The 17,810-nt window shown below is 69.1% G+C and carries 17 protein-coding genes and 1 riboswitch; of the genes, 8 read left to right on the top strand and 9 right to left on the bottom strand.

All coding sequences use genetic code 11. The features are described 5' to 3' along the window. Positions 1-52: 52 nt before the first annotated feature. The 4 genes from HDC93_RS07355 to HDC93_RS07340 form a co-directional block, all read right to left on the bottom strand. Entirely contained in the window at positions 53-958 is a 906-nt protein-coding gene (locus HDC93_RS07355; protein ID WP_185008375.1) for a LysR family transcriptional regulator, read from the bottom strand. 195 nt (positions 959-1,153) lie between these two features. Next, the gene (locus tag HDC93_RS07350) at positions 1,154-2,293 is read right to left on the bottom strand and encodes a cystathionine gamma-lyase (protein ID WP_185008880.1); all 1,140 of its coding nucleotides are present in this window, start codon (positions 2,291-2,293) and stop codon (positions 1,154-1,156) included. A gap of 104 nt (positions 2,294-2,397) precedes the next feature. After that, complete coding sequence (locus tag HDC93_RS07345) at positions 2,398-2,892, bottom strand: low molecular weight protein-tyrosine-phosphatase (protein ID WP_185008374.1); 495 nt, start codon at positions 2,890-2,892, stop codon at positions 2,398-2,400. A 6-nt stretch (positions 2,893-2,898) separates the two neighbouring features. Then, positions 2,899-3,276, bottom strand: a complete 378-nt coding sequence (locus HDC93_RS07340) for a phage holin family protein (protein ID WP_185008372.1) — start codon at positions 3,274-3,276, stop codon at positions 2,899-2,901. A 60-nt stretch (positions 3,277-3,336) separates the two neighbouring features. On the opposite strand from HDC93_RS07340, the gene HDC93_RS07335 reads away from it, so the two are divergent. The 4 genes from HDC93_RS07335 to HDC93_RS07320 all read left to right on the top strand — a co-directional run bounded on the left by HDC93_RS07335 (position 3,337) and on the right by HDC93_RS07320 (position 5,622). Further along, on the top strand, positions 3,337-3,654 hold the full coding sequence (locus HDC93_RS07335) for a cupin domain-containing protein (protein ID WP_185008370.1): 318 nt from the start codon (positions 3,337-3,339) through the stop codon (positions 3,652-3,654). Between the two features lie 165 nt (positions 3,655-3,819). Continuing rightward, positions 3,820-4,032: a DUF5326 family protein gene (locus tag HDC93_RS07330; protein WP_030189024.1), complete on the top strand. Its 213-nt coding sequence runs from the start codon at positions 3,820-3,822 to the stop codon at positions 4,030-4,032. Positions 4,033-4,363: 331 nt separating this feature from the next. Next, positions 4,364-5,089 carry an IclR family transcriptional regulator C-terminal domain-containing protein gene (locus HDC93_RS07325; RefSeq protein ID WP_311774505.1) on the top strand — a complete coding sequence of 242 codons (726 nt, stop codon included), beginning with the start codon at positions 4,364-4,366 and terminating at the stop codon, positions 5,087-5,089. A gap of 98 nt (positions 5,090-5,187) precedes the next feature. Continuing rightward, positions 5,188-5,622 (top strand): SsgA family sporulation/cell division regulator, encoded by a 435-nt coding sequence (locus HDC93_RS07320; RefSeq protein ID WP_030849994.1) that lies wholly within the window; start codon positions 5,188-5,190, stop codon positions 5,620-5,622. Positions 5,623-5,740: 118 nt separating this feature from the next. Here the strand turns inward: HDC93_RS07320 and HDC93_RS07315 are convergent, their stop codons facing one another. Next, positions 5,741-7,444: a YibE/F family protein gene (locus tag HDC93_RS07315; RefSeq protein WP_185008368.1), complete on the bottom strand. Its 1,704-nt coding sequence runs from the start codon at positions 7,442-7,444 to the stop codon at positions 5,741-5,743. 72 nt (positions 7,445-7,516) lie between these two features. After that, positions 7,517-7,706: riboswitch (TPP riboswitch) on the top strand. Here HDC93_RS07315 and thiC point away from each other — a divergent pair. Further along, on the top strand, positions 7,699-9,483 hold the full coding sequence (gene thiC / locus HDC93_RS07310; protein ID WP_221516353.1) for a phosphomethylpyrimidine synthase ThiC: 1,785 nt from the start codon (positions 7,699-7,701) through the stop codon (positions 9,481-9,483). Its footprint overlaps the riboswitch before it by 8 nt. Positions 9,484-9,605: 122 nt before the next feature. On the opposite strand, the gene HDC93_RS07305 is transcribed toward thiC, so the two are convergent. The 3 genes from HDC93_RS07305 to HDC93_RS07295 all read right to left on the bottom strand — a co-directional run bounded on the left by HDC93_RS07305 (position 9,606) and on the right by HDC93_RS07295 (position 13,138). Then, the gene (locus HDC93_RS07305; protein ID WP_185008366.1) at positions 9,606-10,472 is read right to left on the bottom strand and encodes a hypothetical protein; all 867 of its coding nucleotides are present in this window, start codon (positions 10,470-10,472) and stop codon (positions 9,606-9,608) included. Positions 10,473-10,655: 183 nt separating this feature from the next. Then, positions 10,656-11,747 (bottom strand): metallophosphoesterase, encoded by a 1,092-nt coding sequence (locus HDC93_RS07300; protein ID WP_260419458.1) that lies wholly within the window; start codon positions 11,745-11,747, stop codon positions 10,656-10,658. Between the two features lie 278 nt (positions 11,748-12,025). Beyond that, a complete protein-coding gene (locus tag HDC93_RS07295) occupies positions 12,026-13,138 on the bottom strand; it encodes a LacI family DNA-binding transcriptional regulator (protein ID WP_185008362.1) in 1,113 nt (370 codons plus the stop codon). A gap of 431 nt (positions 13,139-13,569) precedes the next feature. Here HDC93_RS07295 and hisC point away from each other — a divergent pair, with 431 nt between their 5' ends. Further along, positions 13,570-14,649 (top strand): histidinol-phosphate transaminase, encoded by a 1,080-nt coding sequence (gene hisC, locus HDC93_RS07290; protein ID WP_185008360.1) that lies wholly within the window; start codon positions 13,570-13,572, stop codon positions 14,647-14,649. A 73-nt stretch (positions 14,650-14,722) separates the two neighbouring features. Here the strand turns inward: hisC and HDC93_RS07285 are convergent, their stop codons facing one another. Then, positions 14,723-15,115: a cyclophilin-like fold protein gene (locus HDC93_RS07285; RefSeq protein WP_185008358.1), complete on the bottom strand. Its 393-nt coding sequence runs from the start codon at positions 15,113-15,115 to the stop codon at positions 14,723-14,725. A 150-nt stretch (positions 15,116-15,265) separates the two neighbouring features. Between HDC93_RS07285 and HDC93_RS07280 the strand changes: the two genes are divergently transcribed. Next, positions 15,266-16,774: a cytochrome ubiquinol oxidase subunit I gene (locus HDC93_RS07280; protein ID WP_185008356.1), complete on the top strand. Its 1,509-nt coding sequence runs from the start codon at positions 15,266-15,268 to the stop codon at positions 16,772-16,774. Positions 16,775-16,794: 20 nt separating this feature from the next. Then, on the top strand, positions 16,795-17,799 hold the full coding sequence (gene cydB / locus HDC93_RS07275) for a cytochrome d ubiquinol oxidase subunit II (protein WP_185008354.1): 1,005 nt from the start codon (positions 16,795-16,797) through the stop codon (positions 17,797-17,799). Positions 17,800-17,810 lie beyond the last annotated feature (11 nt).

Below are 17,810 nucleotides of genomic sequence, written 5' to 3'. Positions count from 1 at the left end.
GGTCGCGCCTGAGGGCCTCAGCACCAGTCGTCCCCAGCCGCGCCTGGGGGCGTCAGCACCAGTCGGCAGAAGCCTGCTGCAACCACTCGTGAGCCCGCGCGATGTGGGGCATGGCGAGCGTCCCGGTGCGGACCACCAGGAAGTATGTGCGCAGCGGTGGCACGGCCGGCTGGTACAGGGCGACGACATCGCCCCGCTCCAGCGCCCCGGCGCAGAGGTAGCGGGGCAGAACCGCCAGCCCGGCGCCCGCGACCGCGCAGGCCAGAACCGCACGCAGGTCGGGGACGATCACGGTGCCCGGGACGGCCGGGGGCGAGTCGAAGACGGAGGCCCAGTAGCGGGAGACGAACGGCAGCGACTCGTGTACCTCCACCACAGGCATCTTCTCGAGAGCCGGTTCCGGCCTGCGGTCCGGCTGACCGGTGCCGATCTGCTCGGCCCAGCGCGGGGCGGCGACCAGGACGTGCTCCTCGTCGCAGAGCGCAGTCGCGGTGAGCAGGGCGCCGCGCGGCTGGGCCGTACTGATGGCCAGATCATGATGTCCGGCGGAGAGCCCCTCCAGTGTTTCCTCGGCGGTTCCGAAGGACGCGCGCAAGGCGAAGCCCTGTCCGTCCTCGCCGGTCAGCTCGGTGAGGGCGGGCAGGGCTCGTTCTGCCGTGAACTCCGGTGGACCTGCGAGGTGCAGCGTCCGTAAGGAGGAGTCCTCGTCGAGGCCGGTCTCGGTGATCTCCACCAGGGCGTCGAGATGGGGTGCGGCCTTGTGGGCGAGTTCGTCTCCGATGCTCGTCGGGGTCACGCCCCGGGCCTGTCGCAGGAACAGGGGGCGGCCCAGCTGCCGCTCCAGCGTCCGTATCTGCGAGGTGACGGCAGGTTGGGAGAGGCCGAGCAGAGCGGCGGCGCGGGTGAAGGAGCCGGCCCGGTGCACGGTCACGAAGGTCCGCAGCAAGGCCAGATCCACCGCACACACTCCCTCTTCGGCCCCCGCTCCGGCCCCCGGCCGCGCTCAACTATAAATATGTCGATAGGTCTCTGTCGCTACTGTGATTGGACACTGACAGACAGTCAACTAGCCTTGGTCGCGCGGTTCTTGTGCGCGGAACCGGGGGACGGTCCGAGCCACGAGGGGGGAGGCTCGGACCGTCCGTGACGATGGTCAGGCGGTCGACGCGTCCAGCGCCCGCAGCACATCCGCCACCAGGTCCTCCGGATCCTCGGCGCCGACCGACAGGCGGATGAAGCCCTCCGGCACCGCGTCCCCGCCCCAGCGTCCACGCCGTTCCGCGGTGGACCGCACCCCGCCGAAGCTCGTCGCGTCGTCCACGAGCCGCAGCGCGTCAAGGAAGCGGTCGGCGCGCTCGCGCGTGGGCAGCGTGAACGACACCACGCACCCGAAGCGCCGCATCTGGCGCGTGGCGATCTCGTGCGAGGGGTCGTCGGGAAGCCCCGGGTATCGCAGCCCCGTCACCTCGGGCCGCTCGCGCAGCGCCTCGGCGACCGCCCGGGCCGTCGCGCTCTGCCGGTCGACCCGCATCTGGAGCGTCGCGATCGAACGGTGCGCGAGCCAGGCCTCCATGGGCCCGGGAATCGCACCGACGATCTTGCGCCAACGGCGCACGGCGGCCATGGCCTCGGCGTTCCGGCCGACGACATAGCCCAGGAGAACGTCGCCGTGGCCGGTGAGCTGCTTGGTGCCGCTGGCCACCGAGAAGTCGGCGCCGAGCTCCAGCGGACGCTGGCCGAGCGGTGTCGCAAGGGTGTTGTCGACGGCCACCAGGGCACCACGCGCGTGTGCCGCCTCGGCGAGCCGCCTGATGTCGCACACGTCGAGCCCGGGGTTCGACGGGGTCTCGATCCACAGCAGCCGTGCGCCGTCGAGGACGTCCAGCTGGGCGTCACCGCCCGTCGGCGCGGTGCGCACCTCGAGGCCGTACGCCTCCAGTTGCGCGCGGACCAGCGGCAGTGCCTGGTAACCGTCGTCGGGCAGGACGCACACGTCGCCGGTGCGCAGCTGGGAGAAGAGCACCGCCGAGATCGCGGCCATGCCGGAGGCGAAGACGAGCGTCTCGGCCCCGTCCTCGCCTGGCGCCTCCAGCTCGCCGACGGCGCGTTCCAGCAGCGTCCAGGTCGGGTTCTCGTCGCGGCCGTAGGTGTAGGGGCCGGTCGGGTCGCCCGGCAGGTGGAAGTGGGCGGCGAACACGGGGCCGGGCAGCGTGGGCTCGTGCTTGACCGGCTCGGGCAACCCGGCCCGCACCGCGCGCGTACCGTCTCCGCCGCCCGCGGCCGACTGGCTCATGGAGCCCGCCACTTCGTCCGCGGCGCCCGCCACTTCGTTCGCGGCGCCCGCCACTTCGTCCGCGGCGCCCGCCACCTCGTCCGCGGCGCCCGTTGCGGAATCGCTCATGCCGCCTGTCCCTCCACGTCCTCGCGCACTGCGGCGAGCAGACCGACGCTCGCCGCCTCCACCATCTCAAGACACTCCTCGAAGCCGTCCATGCCCCCGTAGTAGGGGTCCGGTACGTCGAGGTCGTCGTCGCCGGCGGCGGGGTCGTACGAGCGCAGCAGCCGCACCTTCTCCGCGTCCTGCTCCGTGGGCGCGAGCCGGCGCAGGGCCCCGAGGTGGCCCGAGTCGAGGGCGATCACCAGGTCGAGGTGGGAGAACCAGGACGACCGGAACTGCCGGGCTGTGTGGCCGCCGGCATAGCCGTTGTCCTTCAGGACGGCCACCGTACGCGGGTCGGCTCCGTCGCCCTCGTGCCAGCCGCCCGTGCCGGCGCTGTCGACCTCCACCAGCTCGTCGAGACCCGCCTCCGCCACCCGGGCGCGGAAGACGATCTCGGCCATCGGGGAACGGCAGATGTTGCCCGTGCAGACGAAGCAGACCCGGTACGTCATGTCCGCTCAGTCCCCGTCGGGCAGCACGATGTGCAGCGCCCAGGAGACGACCGAGATGATCAGACCGCCCACGACGGCCGTCCAGAAGCCCTCCACGTGGAAGCTCAGGTCGAGCTTGTCCGCCAGCCACGAGGTGAGCAGCAGCATCAGCGCGTTGACGACCAGTGTGAACAGACCGAGCGTCAATATCAGCAGGGGAAGGCTCAGGAGCTTGACGACCGGCTTGACCAGGAAGTTCACCAGGCCGAAGAGCAGCGCCACGATGAGCAGCGTGCCGATCTCCTTGCCCGTGCTGTCGCCGGTCAGGGTGATCTTGTCGAGCAGCCACACGGCGACCGCCAGGGCGCCCGCGTTGGCGATCGTCTTGACTAGGAAATTCATCATGTGTCTGATCGTGGCAGACCTGATTGGACGCGGGCACAAGAGGCAGGGGCGGACAAGGCGATGAAGGCATTCCGGCTGGATGAACTGGAGGCGGAGCGCGCCGCCAACGACGGCGCCTACCTGCAGTTTCTGCGGGAGCAGAACATGTCGGTCGGCTTGTACGCCCTCGACGCGGGCGAGCGGGATCCACAGAGGCCGCACAATCAGGACGAGGTCTACTTCATCGTGAGCGGCCGTGCGGCGATCACCGTCGGTCTGGAGACGACCCAGGTGGCCCGCGGCAGCGTGATCTACGTGCCGGCGGGCGTCGCCCACAAGTTCCACCACATCACCGAGGACCTGAGGGTGCTGGTGGTGTTCTCTCCGCCCGAGAGGTGACGGGCCGCCTCAGGGTTCCCTAGGGGTTCGGTCAGGGGAGGACAAGGGGTGCGAGGCGCCCGTTCGACCCCCTCCCGGACCTAGCATCGAGTGCAGGACATCAGAGATCCAGAAGGACCGACAGGACCCGGCACTCGAACGGGCGGAGAGGTAAGGACGAGAGCGATGCGAGAGATCTTCACGGGGCTGCCGTGGTGGGTGAAGTGGATCGCGGTGCCGGTCATCGCCCTGGTCGTGTTCGGCGGGCTGATCGCCAGCGTGGTCGGGTTCGTCATCGGACTGCTCTTCAAGCTGCTGGTCTTCGTGGCACTGGTCGGCGGACTGATCTACGTCGTACGGAAGTTCACGTCGAGTTCCTCGTCACGCAGCGACTGGTGAGACGCGTGGGAAACCGGTGGGGGTAGCGGGAAACGCCTGGAATCACCGGTTCCCTCGGGCGAGGGAAGTTTTCCGGCGGGGCCGTCTGCACGCGGGGGCAGGCGAATAGAGTCCGGAACTCGACGCGGGGACTTCCCCGCGAGCGGCATTCACCCCCACCCGTGTTCCTCCGCACGGGCTGCCCCCCTCGCGCTTCGGGAGAGCCCCCTTGGTCCCGGCTGACATCGCCCCCGTCCACCTCCGTACCGTCCCCACGCAACCTCGCTCGGCGGCACCTTCCGGGCCACCACCCCCCTCCGCGCCACCGCCTCCGCCGACTCTCATCGGATCCGTGCAGCGTGCGATGCGCCTGCTGGAGACCGTCGCCGGGCACGAGTACGGCGCTCCCGCCAAGCAACTGGCCCGCGAGACCGGGCTGGCACTGCCCACGACGTATCACCTGTTGCGCACGCTCGTGCACGAGGGCTATCTGCGCCGGGACAAGGGCCTGTTCTTCCTCGGCGCGGCCGCCGAGCGGCTGAGCAGCAGCGGAGCGCGGCAGAAACGTCGCAGCACGGTCGTCGACGCGCTCGCCCACTGGCGGGACGTCCTGGGTGTGCCCGTGTACTACGCGGTCTACCGCGAGGGTGAGATCGAGGTCATGTGCGTCTCCGACAGTCCGGGCACCCCGGCGGTCGAGGAGTGGGCCGACTTCCGGGAGACCGGGCACGCGCACGCCATCGGCCAGTGCCTGCTGTCCCAGCTGGACGAGGAAGCCCGCCGGGACCACCTCGACCGCTATCCGGTGCAGCCCCTCACGCCGTACACGGTGCGCGACAACCACAGTCTGCTCCGGCGCCTGGAGAGGATCCGGCGCATGGAACCGGTGACCGAGCGTCAGGAGTACGCCCTGGGCGCGGTCTGCGCCGCGATTCCGCTCACGCTCGGCACCACGGCAGCGACGATGGCCATCTCACTCCCCGCACACCAGGCCGATCGGCTGCTGCCTGCGGCCCGGCAGTTGCAGGCCGAGATCGGGGCGCTGCTCGGCTCGCTCGCGCTCTGTATCAGTATGTGAAAACTCACTCCTTGTGATCTGCTGTGTACGTTCAGCAAGATTCCACCAAGTGTCAGAGGTTCGTTCCCGGCCAGTCACGGCGAATGACGGGGTTATCGATGCGCGAGTCCGTACAAGCAGAGGTCATGATGAGCTTTCTCGTGTCCGAGGAGCTCTCCTTCCGCATTCCGGTGGAGCTGCGCTATGAGTCCAGTGATCCCTATGCCGTCCGGCTGACATTTCATTTGCCCGGTGATGCCCCGGTTACGTGGGCTTTCGGGCGGGAGTTGCTGATCGACGGTGTGGGCCGGCCGTGCGGGGAAGGCGATGTGCGGGTCACGCCCGTCGACCCCGACGCGCTGGGCGAGGTGTTGATCCGGCTTCAAGTGGGCAGCGACCAGGCGTTGTTCCGGTCGTCGACGGCACCGCTCGTCGCTTTCCTCGACCGTACGGACAAGCTGGTGCCGCTGGGACAGGAGGGCTCGCTCGCCGACTTCGACGCGCACCTCGACGAGGCGCTGGACCGCATCCTCGCCGAGCAGGGCGCTGGTTGAGACATGGTCCCGGCGGCACGGTGGAGTAACGCTTCACCGGATGCCGCCGAACCGTGCAGGAACGCTTCTTCCTGCGATCTTCGTATGACCGGGCGATCTTCTCGCGGTTCGGGCGACGTCAGCGCTTGCGGCGCCGGCCCCTTCCCCCGCGCGCGGGGACGGCAGAGGCTTCCACGGCCGGCTCCGTGCCGGGGCGGTCGGCGGCGACCACCAGCGCCGCCAGAGCCGTGGTGACCGGCACCGAGGCCACCAGGCCGATCGAACCGACCAGCGTGCGCACGATCTCCTCCGCGACCAGCTCGCTGTTGGCCACCGTCCCCACACTGCTCTGCGCGATCGAGAACAGCAGCAGGAGCGGCAGCGCGGCACCCGCGTAGGCGAGGACGAGCGTGTTGACGACCGAGGCGATGTGGTCGCGGCCGATCCGGATGCCCGCGCGGTAGAGCCCGCGCCAGCCCATCGAGGGGTTGGCCTCGTGCAGCTCCCAGACCGCCGAGGTCTGCGTGACCGTCACGTCGTCGAGCACACCCAGCGAGCCGATGATGACGCCGGCGAGCAGCAGACCGCTCATGTCGATCGTCGGGTAGAGGCCGTGGATCAGCCCGGTGTTGTCGTCGGTGTTGCCGGTCAGGGCCGCCCAGTCGATGAACACCGAGCCGAGGATGCCGATCAGCAGCAACGAGATGAGGGTGCCCAGCACGGCCACCGATGTCCGGGCGGACAGGCCGTGGCACAGATACAGGGCGATGAGCATGATGGCGCTGGCGCCCACCACGGCCACGACGAGCGGGTTCGAACCCTGCAGGATCGCGGGCAGGATGAAGAAGTTCAGCACCATGAAGCTGATGGCCAGCGCCACCAGGGCCATGACGCCCCGCAGCCGTCCGACGACCACGACGGCGATCGCGAAGATGCCGGCCAGCAGCCCCATGGGAAGACGGCGGTTGATGTCGGTGACCGAGTACTGCAGGTCCTTCGGCGCCGAGGGCTCGTAGGCGACCACGACTTCCTGGCCCTCTTGCAGCTGGCGGGACTGGTCGGGCTGGACGATCTCGGTGAACGTACGGCCCTTGTCGTCGCCGCTGTCGACCCGGATCGTCGCCCGCTTGCAGCTGCCCTTCTCCTGCTGCACCGCGGAGGAACCCTCGGCGGTGGAGGTGTCGCCGGTCGGCGGGACGCCCGAAGCGCCGGCTTCCTTGCAGCTCACCTCGACCACCTTGGTGACTGTGGCGTCCTGAGTCTGCCGGTCGAAGCCGACACCGGTGCGCTCGTGCGACGGAGCGCCGCCCGGCCACAGCACGGCGAGACCGACCAGGACCGCCGCAGCGAACGGGATCAGGATCGCCGCGATGACCTTGCGCAGATGCCGGGAGACGGGCGTGGCCGGACCGTGGTTGTGGCTGTGGGGGTGCCCGTGCCCGCCACCCGGGGCGGGACCGGGACCGGGTCCGTGCCCGTGTCCGTGTCCGTCGCCCCCGCCGTGACCGTGCCCGCCGCCTCCGCGGGGCCCTGAACCGGGCCCACCACCGGCTCCGTGGCCGGGCCCCTGAACACCGGCGGGACCGCCGGAGCCACCGTGGCCACCGGAAGGACCGGCACCCTGGCCTCCGCCGGAGCCCTGCCCGTACTCACCACCGGGGCCGGAACCGGCACCGAAACCCGCGTCACGCCCGTACCCGAGCCCGGGGCTCTGCCCTCTGCTCGGCCCGTACCCGGCCGGGGCGGCGAAATCATGGCCGTCACCACGGCCGTCGCCGTTTCCGGCGCCGGATCCGCGGGGCGGCTCGGGCGGTGGGTAGGAGGGACGCTGCGTCGTGGTCACCGCCCGATCATCGCAAGAACGACGGGGGCCCTCTGTTCACCGCGCCAGAATTGCCGCTAGCGTGGAGGCACCTTTTGTACACGCGGGAGCTCGGAGCACCGGGCTGAGAGGGCGCTGACCTCCGTCCCAGCGATGTTTCACATGAAACATCGCCGGACTCGAGTGATGTTTCACACGAAACGTCGCCGGACGGAAATCGCTGCGTCGACCGCCGAACCTGTTACCGGGTAATGCCGGCGTAGGGAGTAGGTCTCATGACCAGCAAGGACGCACGCACGCCTGCCTCCGTTCAGGACGAGAAGTCCGAGGAGGCCGGGAAGTCCATCGGCTGGCACAAGGCGTATGTCGAGGGCACCCGCCCCGACCTGCGCGTGCCGGTCCGTCAGGTGCACCTCACCAACGGCCAGTCGGTCACGCTGTACGACACGTCGGGCCCGTACACCGATCCGCTCGTCGACACCGACGTCCGCAGGGGCCTGTCGCCGCTGCGCGAGAACTGGATCATCGCCCGCGGCGACACCGAGGAGTACGCGGGTCGTCCCGTCCGTCCCGAGGACGACGGCATCAAGCACACCTCACCCCGGGGCGGCCTCCGCAACCTGGACGCGGTCTTCCCCGGCCGGCCGCGCCAGCCGCGTCGCGGCAGGACCGGGCAGGCGGTCACGCAACTCGCGTACGCCCGCCGCGGCGAGATCACGCCCGAGATGGAGTACGTCGCCATCCGGGAGCACGTGGCGCCGGAGGTCGTGCGGGACGAGATCGCAGCGGGCCGGGCCGTGCTGCCGGCCAACGTCAACCACCCGGAGATCGAGCCGATGATCATCGGCAAGCGGTTCCTGGTGAAGGTCAACGCCAACATCGGCAACTCGGCGGTGACGTCCTCCATCGAGGAGGAGGTCGAGAAGATGACCTGGGCGACCCGCTGGGGCGCCGACACAGTCATGGACCTGTCCACCGGCCGCAACATCCACACCACGCGCGAGTGGGTGCTGCGCAACTCGCCCGTCCCCATCGGCACCGTGCCGCTCTACCAGGCCCTGGAGAAGGTCGACGGCCGGGCGGAGGAGCTGACCTGGGAGATCTACAAGGACACGGTCATCGAACAGGCCGAGCAGGGCGTGGATTACATGACGGTCCACGCGGGTGTGCGCCTGGCATACGTGCCGCTGACGGCGAACCGCAAGACCGGCATCGTCTCCCGCGGCGGCTCGATCATGGCCGCCTGGTGTCTGGCGCACCACAAGGAGTCGTTCCTGTACGAGAACTTCGAGGAGCTCTGCGAGATCCTCGCCGCGTACGACGTCACCTACTCGCTCGGGGACGGCCTCCGGCCCGGCTCGATCGCGGACGCCAACGACGAGGCACAGTTCGCGGAACTGCGCACCCTCGGGGAACTCAACCGGATCGCGAAGCGTTTCAACGTACAGACCATGATCGAGGGCCCGGGCCACGTCCCGATGCACAAGATCAAGGAGAACATCGACCTTCAGCAGGAGATCTGCGATGAAGCTCCGTTCTATACGCTCGGCCCGCTGACCACGGACGTCGCACCGGCGTACGACCACATCACCTCCGGCATCGGTGCCGCGATGATCGCCTGGTGGGGCACGGCGATGCTGTGTTATGTCACGCCCAAGGAGCACCTGGGCCTGCCGAACCGTGACGACGTCAAGACCGGCGTCATCACCTACAAGATCGCCGCCCACGCAGCCGACCTAGCCAAGGGACACCCGGGTGCGCAGGAGTGGGACGACGCGCTGTCCGACGCCCGCTTCGAGTTCCGGTGGGAGGACCAGTTCAACCTGGCCCTCGACCCGGACACGGCACGGGAGTTCCACGACGAGACCCTGCCCGCCGAGCCGGCCAAGACGGCTCACTTCTGCTCGATGTGCGGTCCCAAGTTCTGCAGCATGAAGATCTCGCAGAACATCCGTCGGGAACACGGCGGCACCCGGAACGAGATCGAGGAGGGCATGGCCCTGAAGTCGAAGGAGTTCGCGGCGAGCGGGAACCGCGTGTACCTGCCCATCGCGGACTGACCCGGCCGCGCACAGGCCCGGGGGCCGTTGGTCCCCCGGCCTGTGGGTCCCGCCCACCCGGGTCCCGCCCACGCTCGGGCCGGCCCACGGGGATGCGCCCCCTCGGACGGGCTTGACGAGTGCTACTCCGGCTGGTGCTCGGGACCCCCGAAGTCCGGGCTGCTGTAGTCCGGACTGCTGAAGCTGGGGCGCGAGCCACGGTCGCCGTCGTCCGGGCTGGTGAATCCCGGGCGGTCGTAGCCGAGGTTGGGCATGCGGCTGACCGGCGTCGACGACGGCGTGTGGTGCAGCGCGGTGGCCGCGCCGGGGTCGACGAGAGCCTCCCTCAGGAAGGGCAGGATGCCGCGTTCCAGCAGGGCCTCGTGCCAGGCCTCCTTGGCCTGGGCCACCTCGCCCCGCAGTTCGCCGTACGACCCGCCTTCGGCCGTGGGCTTGTTGCGCAGGGCGGTGAGCAGCAGCCCCACGGCGGCGACGAGGATCGCGACCGCGGTCACCGCGCCGAACACCCAGCCCGTGGTGAGCATGGTCCGGGCGAATCCCTGCTCGGGGTCGAGCATCCGCAGGATGTAGCCGACGAGCAGGAAGATCGCCGCGGCGGTTCCGGCCAGGACGGGTGCGAGCACGGCGACGACGGCGACGGCGCCCGCGCCGGCGGTCTCGGCGACCCCTCCCACGGTCGCGGCGAGCCCCGACGCGTCCGGACCCGGTTCGGAGGAACCGGATTCACGCAGGGCCGGTGAGCCGGCCGACGCCGGTTGACGCAGTTCGTCGCGGACCTTGACGTAGTGCTGGTACTCGGTCGACGCGGCCGCCGTGATGAGTGCGGTGGCGTTCAGCGCCATGGTGCGCAGCTGTTCGGGGTTGAGGCGCTGTCCTACAGCGGCCAGTTCCGGACGGTGTGGTGCGGAGCGCAGCGCCTCATCGAGGAGCCGCTCGTATTCCTGGCGGTCCTCGCTCAGCAGGTGCTGCGGAACGCTGTTCATGTGCATCCCCCGATGCTCCGTAGGGCTTGGGGCTCGGCATGCTGACGAGCCGTCGGGCAGAAACGGAGGGGAGCCTGCTACGGATAAGCCGATGGTAGAGCGGCGACGGTATGCGGTGACAGGGGGTTTACCGAAATTGGCCCCTCACCGGCCCGGTCCTCCGGCCGGGAGCGCCTGCCCGGTGAACGTTCACGTATCCAGCGGCAGTTGCTGGACCAGCAGCTTTCCGGCCATGGTCACGCCGCCGTCCATGGCGATGGCGAGTCCGTCGGCGTAGACGTGCGGTCCCTCGATCACGGGGTCGCGGTTGTCCGAGTCGTCCTCGGAGCCGACTTCGCCCAGCAGATACGGAATCGGGCTGTGCCCGTGAACGATGCGGGCGCCGCCGTACGTATCGAGCAGGGAGCGCACGGCGTCGGCGCCACCCTCGTCGCGGAAGGAGAACCGCTTGGTGAACTTGCGGAACAGGTCCCAGACCTCGTCCGCGTCGTTGCGGGTGATCGTCTCGCGGACGGTGTCGTTGACCTCTTCGATGGAGCGGCCGTAGTCGAGGTAGGCGGTGGTGTCGGAGTGGACGAGCAGGTGGCCGTCGACCTCCTCGACGGCGTCCAGGCGGGACATCCACTGCAGGTGGTGGTCCTGGAGGCGGTCCATGTCGGTCTTCTGGCCGCCGTTGAGCAGCCAGGCCGCCTGGAAGGTGGCGGTGCCCGCGCCGGAGTTGACGGGGGTGTCGCCGAACCGCTTCGCGCCCAGCAGCAGCAGCTCGTGGTTGCCCATGAGCGCCTTGCAGTAGCCGCCGGCCGCGGCGGCCTCGGCGGACAGCCGCATCACCAGGTCGATGACGCCGATGCCGTCGGGGCCGCGGTCGGTGAAGTCGCCGAGGAACCACAGCCGGGCGGTGCCCGCGCACCAGTTGCCGGCGGAGTCGAGCAGGCCCTTCTCCTGGAGGGCCGACACCAGCTGGTCGAGGTAGCCGTGCACGTCACCCACGACGTACAGCGGGCCCTGCCCGGTGGTGGCCTGCGGGGCGGCGGCGGTCTCGGGGTCCACGGTCACCTGGACAGTGTCACCCCGGTTGATCACGGGAAGGTCGCGCTCGGTCGGCGTGTATCCCTCGGGGTAGGTCTCCTCGGGCGGCGGGGCGACCTCGCCGGGGTGGACGCTGTGGACGTGCGGACCGGCCTCGTGGACGTACGCGGGCACCCGGAAGTCGCGCAACGTCGCCGTCCGCTCCACCTCGGGTCCCTGACCGGCCCCCTGAGTCATCGACCCCTCCACCATCGCGCCGCATTGCACCGCATCGGACTGCCTGGTCGTAGCGGCCCGCGGGTGTCGTGGGCCCATCATAGGAATGCGGATCGCGCCATGTGATGACCCAGGGGTGGTGAATCAGAGCAAGAGTCCAGTTCACCGCGGCTTTCGCCCCGATTGGGCCGGGCTTTGACCACCGTGTGACCGTCCTCGCTCTTCTTCTCTTCGCGAGAACGATCCCTTCTCTCCGGGGGACCGGCCCTGTTTCTCCCCAGGAGTGCGACCTTCCATTTACCCGGGTGCGGGTCCTACGTCCCCTCGGGTGAACGCGGCGGGCTGACCGTCGTGCGCGGCGGGCGTCGCTGGGACGAGGTACGCACGATCAGCTCCGTCGGTATCACCTGCTTTACCGGGTGGTCGGAGTCCACTCCCTCGATGGCGTCGATGAGGAGCTGGACCACCGCCGTGCCGATGCGGCGCGGCTTCAGGGAGAGCGTGGTGATGGGCGGCTCGGTGTTGGCGTACACCGTGGACTCGCTGCAGCAGACCAGCAGCAGGTCCTCGGGGACGCGCAGGCCGTAGCGGCGGGCGGCGGCGAGCAGGTCGGTGCCGTTCGGGTCGAACAGTCCGTAGACCGCGTCGGGCCGGTCGGGCCGGGCGAGGAGCCGGTCGGCGGCGACGGCGCCCGCGCACGGATCGTGCGCCGGGTAGGCCTCGTACACAGGATCCTGGCCGACGCGCTCGCACCAGCGCAGGTACGCGGTGGTCGACAGGTGGGTGTACGTGTCCGTGGTCGTGCCGGTCAGCAGGCCGATGCGGCGGGCGCCGGCGTCGGCCAGGTGGTCGAGGATGCCGAGGACGGCGGCCTCGTGGTCGTTGTCGACCCAGGCCGTGACCGGCAGCGCACCGGCCGGGCGGCCGTCGGAGACGACCGGCAGGCCCTGTCGGACGAGTTCGCTGACGACCGGGTCCTGGTCGGAGGGGTCGATGACGACCGTGCCGTCCAGGGCGACGTTCGACCACACGTCGTGGCGGGACGTCGCCGGCAGGATGACGAGGGCGTAGCCGCGGGCGAGCGCGGCGGAGGTAGCGGCCCGCGCCATCTCGGCGAAGTACGCGAACTCCGTGAAGGTGAAAGGTTCATCCCCGTAGGTGGTCACGGTCAGGCCGATGAGTCCCGACTTGCCGGTACGGAGGGTCCGGGCCGCGGCCGAGGGCCGGTAGCCCAGCCGGTCTGCGACTTCCCGGACATGGCGCCGGGTGGCGTCCGGGAGCCGACCCTTGCCGTTGAGGGCGTCGGAGACGGTCGTGATGGAGACTCCGGCGGCGGCGGCCACGTCTCTGATGCCGGCCCGACCCGGCCGACTGCCTCGCCGTGAGGTTTCCGCGCGGCTCACCTGGTGCTTCCCTGCTGCTGTCATGGCGAGCCGATAGTAGGGCTCATGCGGTGGGGTAGTGCGGACGCATATGCACGCGTTGACAGGCACGTTTCTGCATGATCATTTAACTCCAATTGCTTTGGAAACCAAGGGTGTTGAGCGCTCTCAAGCCATTACGTGTCTTGTCGGCACGCACGGGCCTGTCGAGGGGTCGATGTTGCGAAGAGGTCTCAACTCACCTGCACGGAGGATGCGCGCCACGGCGTGCACCACCGGCGCGTAGATATATGTGCAGCGCGCCCCCGGATTTATACGCCTTGGTGGAGTGATGCCCCTGATGCCGGCGGGGCGGACGAGGTCGGAGCCGGCCGCTCGGTGGTGGCTATACGCAGCGGCGCTGAATCCTCATAAGGTGAGCAGTATTGGATGTCGGCGGCGGTCATGGGCCGCCGGTCTTCACGAGGAGGACTGCGGTGAGCGAGACGAGCCCCAAGCTGCGCGCCGAGCTGGAGGGGATCCCCACCTACAAGCCGGGCAAGCCCGCCGCGGCAGGTGGTCCGGTGGCCTACAAGCTGTCCTCCAACGAGAACCCGTATCCGCCGCTGCCGGGCGTGATGGAGAGCGTGACGGCGGCGGCCGGCAACTTCAACCGCTACCCGGACATGGCCTGCACGGGGCTGATGAACGAGCTGTCCGAGCGGTTCGGAGTGCCCCTCTCCCACCTGGCCACCGGCACCGGTTCGGTCGGCGTCGCCCAGCAGCTGATCCAGGCCACCGCGGGCCCCGGCGACGAGGTCATGTACGCCTGGCGGTCCTTCGAGGCGTACCCGATCATCACGCAGATCAGCGGCGCGGCGTCGGTCCAGGTGCCGTTGACGCCCGGGGACGTGCACGACCTCGACGCCATGGCCGACGCGATCACCGACCGCACGCGCCTGATCTTCGTCTGCAACCCCAACAACCCGACCGGCACGGTGGTGCGGCGGGCGGAGCTGGAGCGCTTCCTCGACCGGGTCCCGAGCGATGTGCTGGTGGTCCTCGACGAGGCCTACCGCGAGTTCATCCGCGACCCCGAGGTGCCGGACGGCCGTGAGATCTATCGCGACCGGCCCAACGTCTGTGTCCTGCGGACCTTCTCCAAGGCGTACGGCCTCGCCGGACTGCGCGTCGGTTTCGCCATCGCCCACGAACCGGTGGCCGCGGCGCTGCGCAAGACGGCGGTGCCGTTCGGCGTGAGCCAGCTCGCGCAGGAGGCGGCGATCGCCTCACTGCGGGCCGAGGACGAACTGTTCGGCCGGGTCGGCTCGCTGGTGTGTGAGCGCACGCGCGTGGTCGACGGGCTGCGCTCGCAGGGCTGGACGGTGCCCGAGACCCAGGCCAACTTCGTGTGGCTGCGGCTGGGGGAGCGCACGGTCGCGTTCGCGCAGGCCTGCGAGCAGGCTGGTGTGGTGATCCGGCCGTTCCCGGGCGAGGGTGTGCGGGTGACGGTCGGGGAGGCCGAGGCGAACGACATCTTCCTGAAGGTGTCGGAAGGGTTCCGCAAGGAGCTGTAGAGCTCAGGCAGTTGCGGTGGAGGGCCCGCGAAGAGCGGTGAGGCTCCGAGGAAGCGGCTGGGCTCCGCCCAGGTCAGGCGTCCAGGAGTTCCACGCGTACGGGGTCGCCGTCCCGCACGGTCGCGAGCAGGCCGGGGTCGCCGTCGAGGCGGCCCAGGACATTGCACGGGCCGGCGAGGCGGCACTCGTCGCCCCGTGAGATCGGCGTGGGTCCGTAGGGGAGGGCGAGGGCGTGGCCGTCGGTCCAGAAGGCGACGGTGCCCGGCTCGACGACCTCCCGGGCGCCAGTTTCACGTGAAACCGACACCCCTGTGCCGAAGTACACCTCCTCGCCCCAGGTGCGGGCGGTGGAGACGAGGGGCAGCGCCTTGACCAGGGCCTGACTGCTTGGAGTGTCGTCGAGCGGCGCGTCGAGATGGCCCGCGGGCCAGGAGATCCGTATCCGTACCGATGCCGGTGTCTGCATGCCATTGATTCAACAATATGTTGAAGTTCGGGCCAAGGGGTCGAGTGTGACGGGGGAGACAGGGGGACCCCCTCCAGGGCTCGAAAGTCCGTGCTGCATAATGGCTTGTGAATGTGAACGCTTTCACAAGCGTAGGTAAGGAGCGGCGACGTGGACCTGGCTTTGGCGCCGGAGACCCTGGCGCGATGGCAGTTCGGCATCACCACCGTCTACCACTTTCTGTTCGTCCCCCTGACGATCTCGCTGGCCGCGCTCACGGCCGGTCTGCAGACGGCCTGGGTGCGGACGGAGAAGGAGAAGTACCTCCAGGCGACGAAGTTCTGGGGCAAGCTCTTCCTGATCAACATCGCGATGGGCGTGGTCACCGGCATCGTGCAGGAGTTCCAGTTCGGCATGAACTGGTCCGACTACTCACGCTTCGTCGGTGACGTCTTCGGTGCGCCGCTGGCCTTCGAGGCCCTGATCGCCTTCTTCTTCGAGTCGACCTTCATCGGTCTGTGGATCTTCGGCTGGGACAAGCTGCCGAAGAAGATCCATCTGGCCTGCATATGGATGGTCTCGATCGGCACGATCCTGTCGGCCTACTTCATCCTCGCGGCCAACTCCTGGATGCAGCACCCGGTGGGCTACAAGATCAACGAGGCGAAGGGCCGGGCCGAGCTCACCGACTTCTGGCTGGTGCTCACCCAGAACACCGCGCTCGCCCAGGTCTTCCACACGCTCACTGCGGCCTTCCTGACCGGTGGCGCCTTCATGGTCGGCATCGCCGCCTTCCACCTGGTCCGCAAGAAGCACGTCCCCGTGATGAAGACCTCGCTGCGGCTGGGCCTCGTCACCGTCGTGATCGGCGGTCTCCTCACCGCGATCAGCGGCGATGTGCTCGGCAAGATCATGTACCAGCAGCAGCCGATGAAGATGGCCGCGGCCGAGGCGCTGTGGGACGGCGAGAAGCCGGCTCCCTTCTCGATCTTCGCCGTCGGCGACGTCGACAAGGGCCACAACAAGGTCGCCATCGAGATCCCCGGCCTGCTGTCCTTCCTCGCGAAGGACGACTTCACCTCGTACGTGCCCGGCATCAACGACGTCAACAAGGCCGAGCAGGAGAAGTACGGGCCCGGCGACTACCGGCCCAACATCCCCGTGGCCTACTGGGGCTTCCGGTGGATGATCGGCTTCGGCATGACGTCGTTCGCCATCGGCCTGGCCGGGCTCTGGCTGACCCGCAAGAAGTTCATGCTGCCGCAGCACCTGAGGGTGGGCGACGACGAAGTGCCGCATCTCGTGCTGCTGCCGAAGAAGGCGCTCGGCCCGACCCTCACCACGTGGTACTGGCGCATCGCGATCCTCACCCTGGGCTTCCCGCTGATCGCCAGCTCCTGGGGGTGGATCTTCACCGAGATGGGCCGCCAGCCGTGGGTGGTCTACGGCCTCTTCCAGACCCGTGACGCGGTCTCCCCCGGTGTCTCCCAGGCCGAGGTCATCACCTCGATGGTCGTCTTCACCACGCTGTACGCGATCCTCGCCGTCATCGAGGTCAAGCTGCTGGTCAAGTACGTCAAGGCGGGCCCGCCGGAGCTCACCGAGGCCGACCTCAACCCGCCCACGAAGATCGGCGGCGACTCCCGTGACGCCGACAAGCCGATGGCCTTCTCGTACTAGGCCGAGGGAGCTGCACAGTCATGGAACTGCACGACGTCTGGTTCGTCCTGATCGCCGTCCTGTGGACCGGCTACTTCTTCCTGGAGGGCTTCGACTTCGGGGTCGGGGTGCTCACGAAGCTGCTCGCCCGTAACCGGCCCGAGAAGCGGGTGCTGATCAACACCATCGGACCCGTCTGGGACGGCAACGAGGTGTGGCTGCTCTCGGCGGGCGGCGCGACCTTCGCCGCCTTCCCCGAGTGGTACGCGACGCTCTTCTCCGGGTTCTATCTGCCCCTGCTGCTCATCCTGGTCTGTCTGATCGTCCGGGGCGTGGCCTTCGAGTACCGGGTGAAGCGGCCCGAGGAGAGCTGGCAGCGCAACTGGGAGACAGCGATCTTCTGGGCCTCGCTGCTGCCCGCGTTCCTGTGGGGCGTGGCCTTCGCCAACATCGTGCGGGGCGTGAAGATCGACCAGGACTTCAACTACGCCGGCGGCGTCCTGGATCTGCTCAACCCGTACGCGCTGTTGGGCGGTCTGGTCACGCTGTCGCTGTTCACCTTCCACGGGACGGTGTTCGTCGGGCTCAAGACCGTCGGGGAGATCCGGGAGCGGGCACGGAAGCTGGCGCTGCGCGTCGGGCTGGTGACCGCCCTGCTGGCGCTCGCCTTCCTGCTGTGGACGCAGTCCGACCGGGGCGACGGTGCGTCGCTCGTGGCGATGGTCGTGGCCGTGGCATCGCTCCTCGTGGCTCTGGTCGCGGCCCGGGCCGGGCGTGAGGGCTGGGCGTTCGCTCTGTCGGGACTCACCATCGTGGCCGCGGTGGCGATGCTCTTCCTGACGCTGTTCCCGAACGTCATGCCGTCGACGCTGAACCCGGACTGGAGCCTGACGGTCACCAACGCCTCGTCCAGCCCGTACACGCTGAAGATCATGACCTGGTGTGCCGGGATCGCCACCCCGGTCGTCCTGCTCTACCAGGGCTGGACGTACTGGGTGTTCCGCAAGCGGATCGGTACGCAGCACATCGCCGAGACCGTGCACTGAGGTGTGTTTCA

It is taken from the genome of Streptomyces sp. AK010, from assembly GCF_014207295.1.
Taxonomy (GTDB): Bacteria; Actinomycetota; Actinomycetes; order Streptomycetales; family Streptomycetaceae; genus Streptomyces; species Streptomyces massasporeus.
The sequence above is the reverse complement of the archived record's forward strand: the minus strand, read 5'-3'. Positions and strand labels throughout refer to the sequence as shown.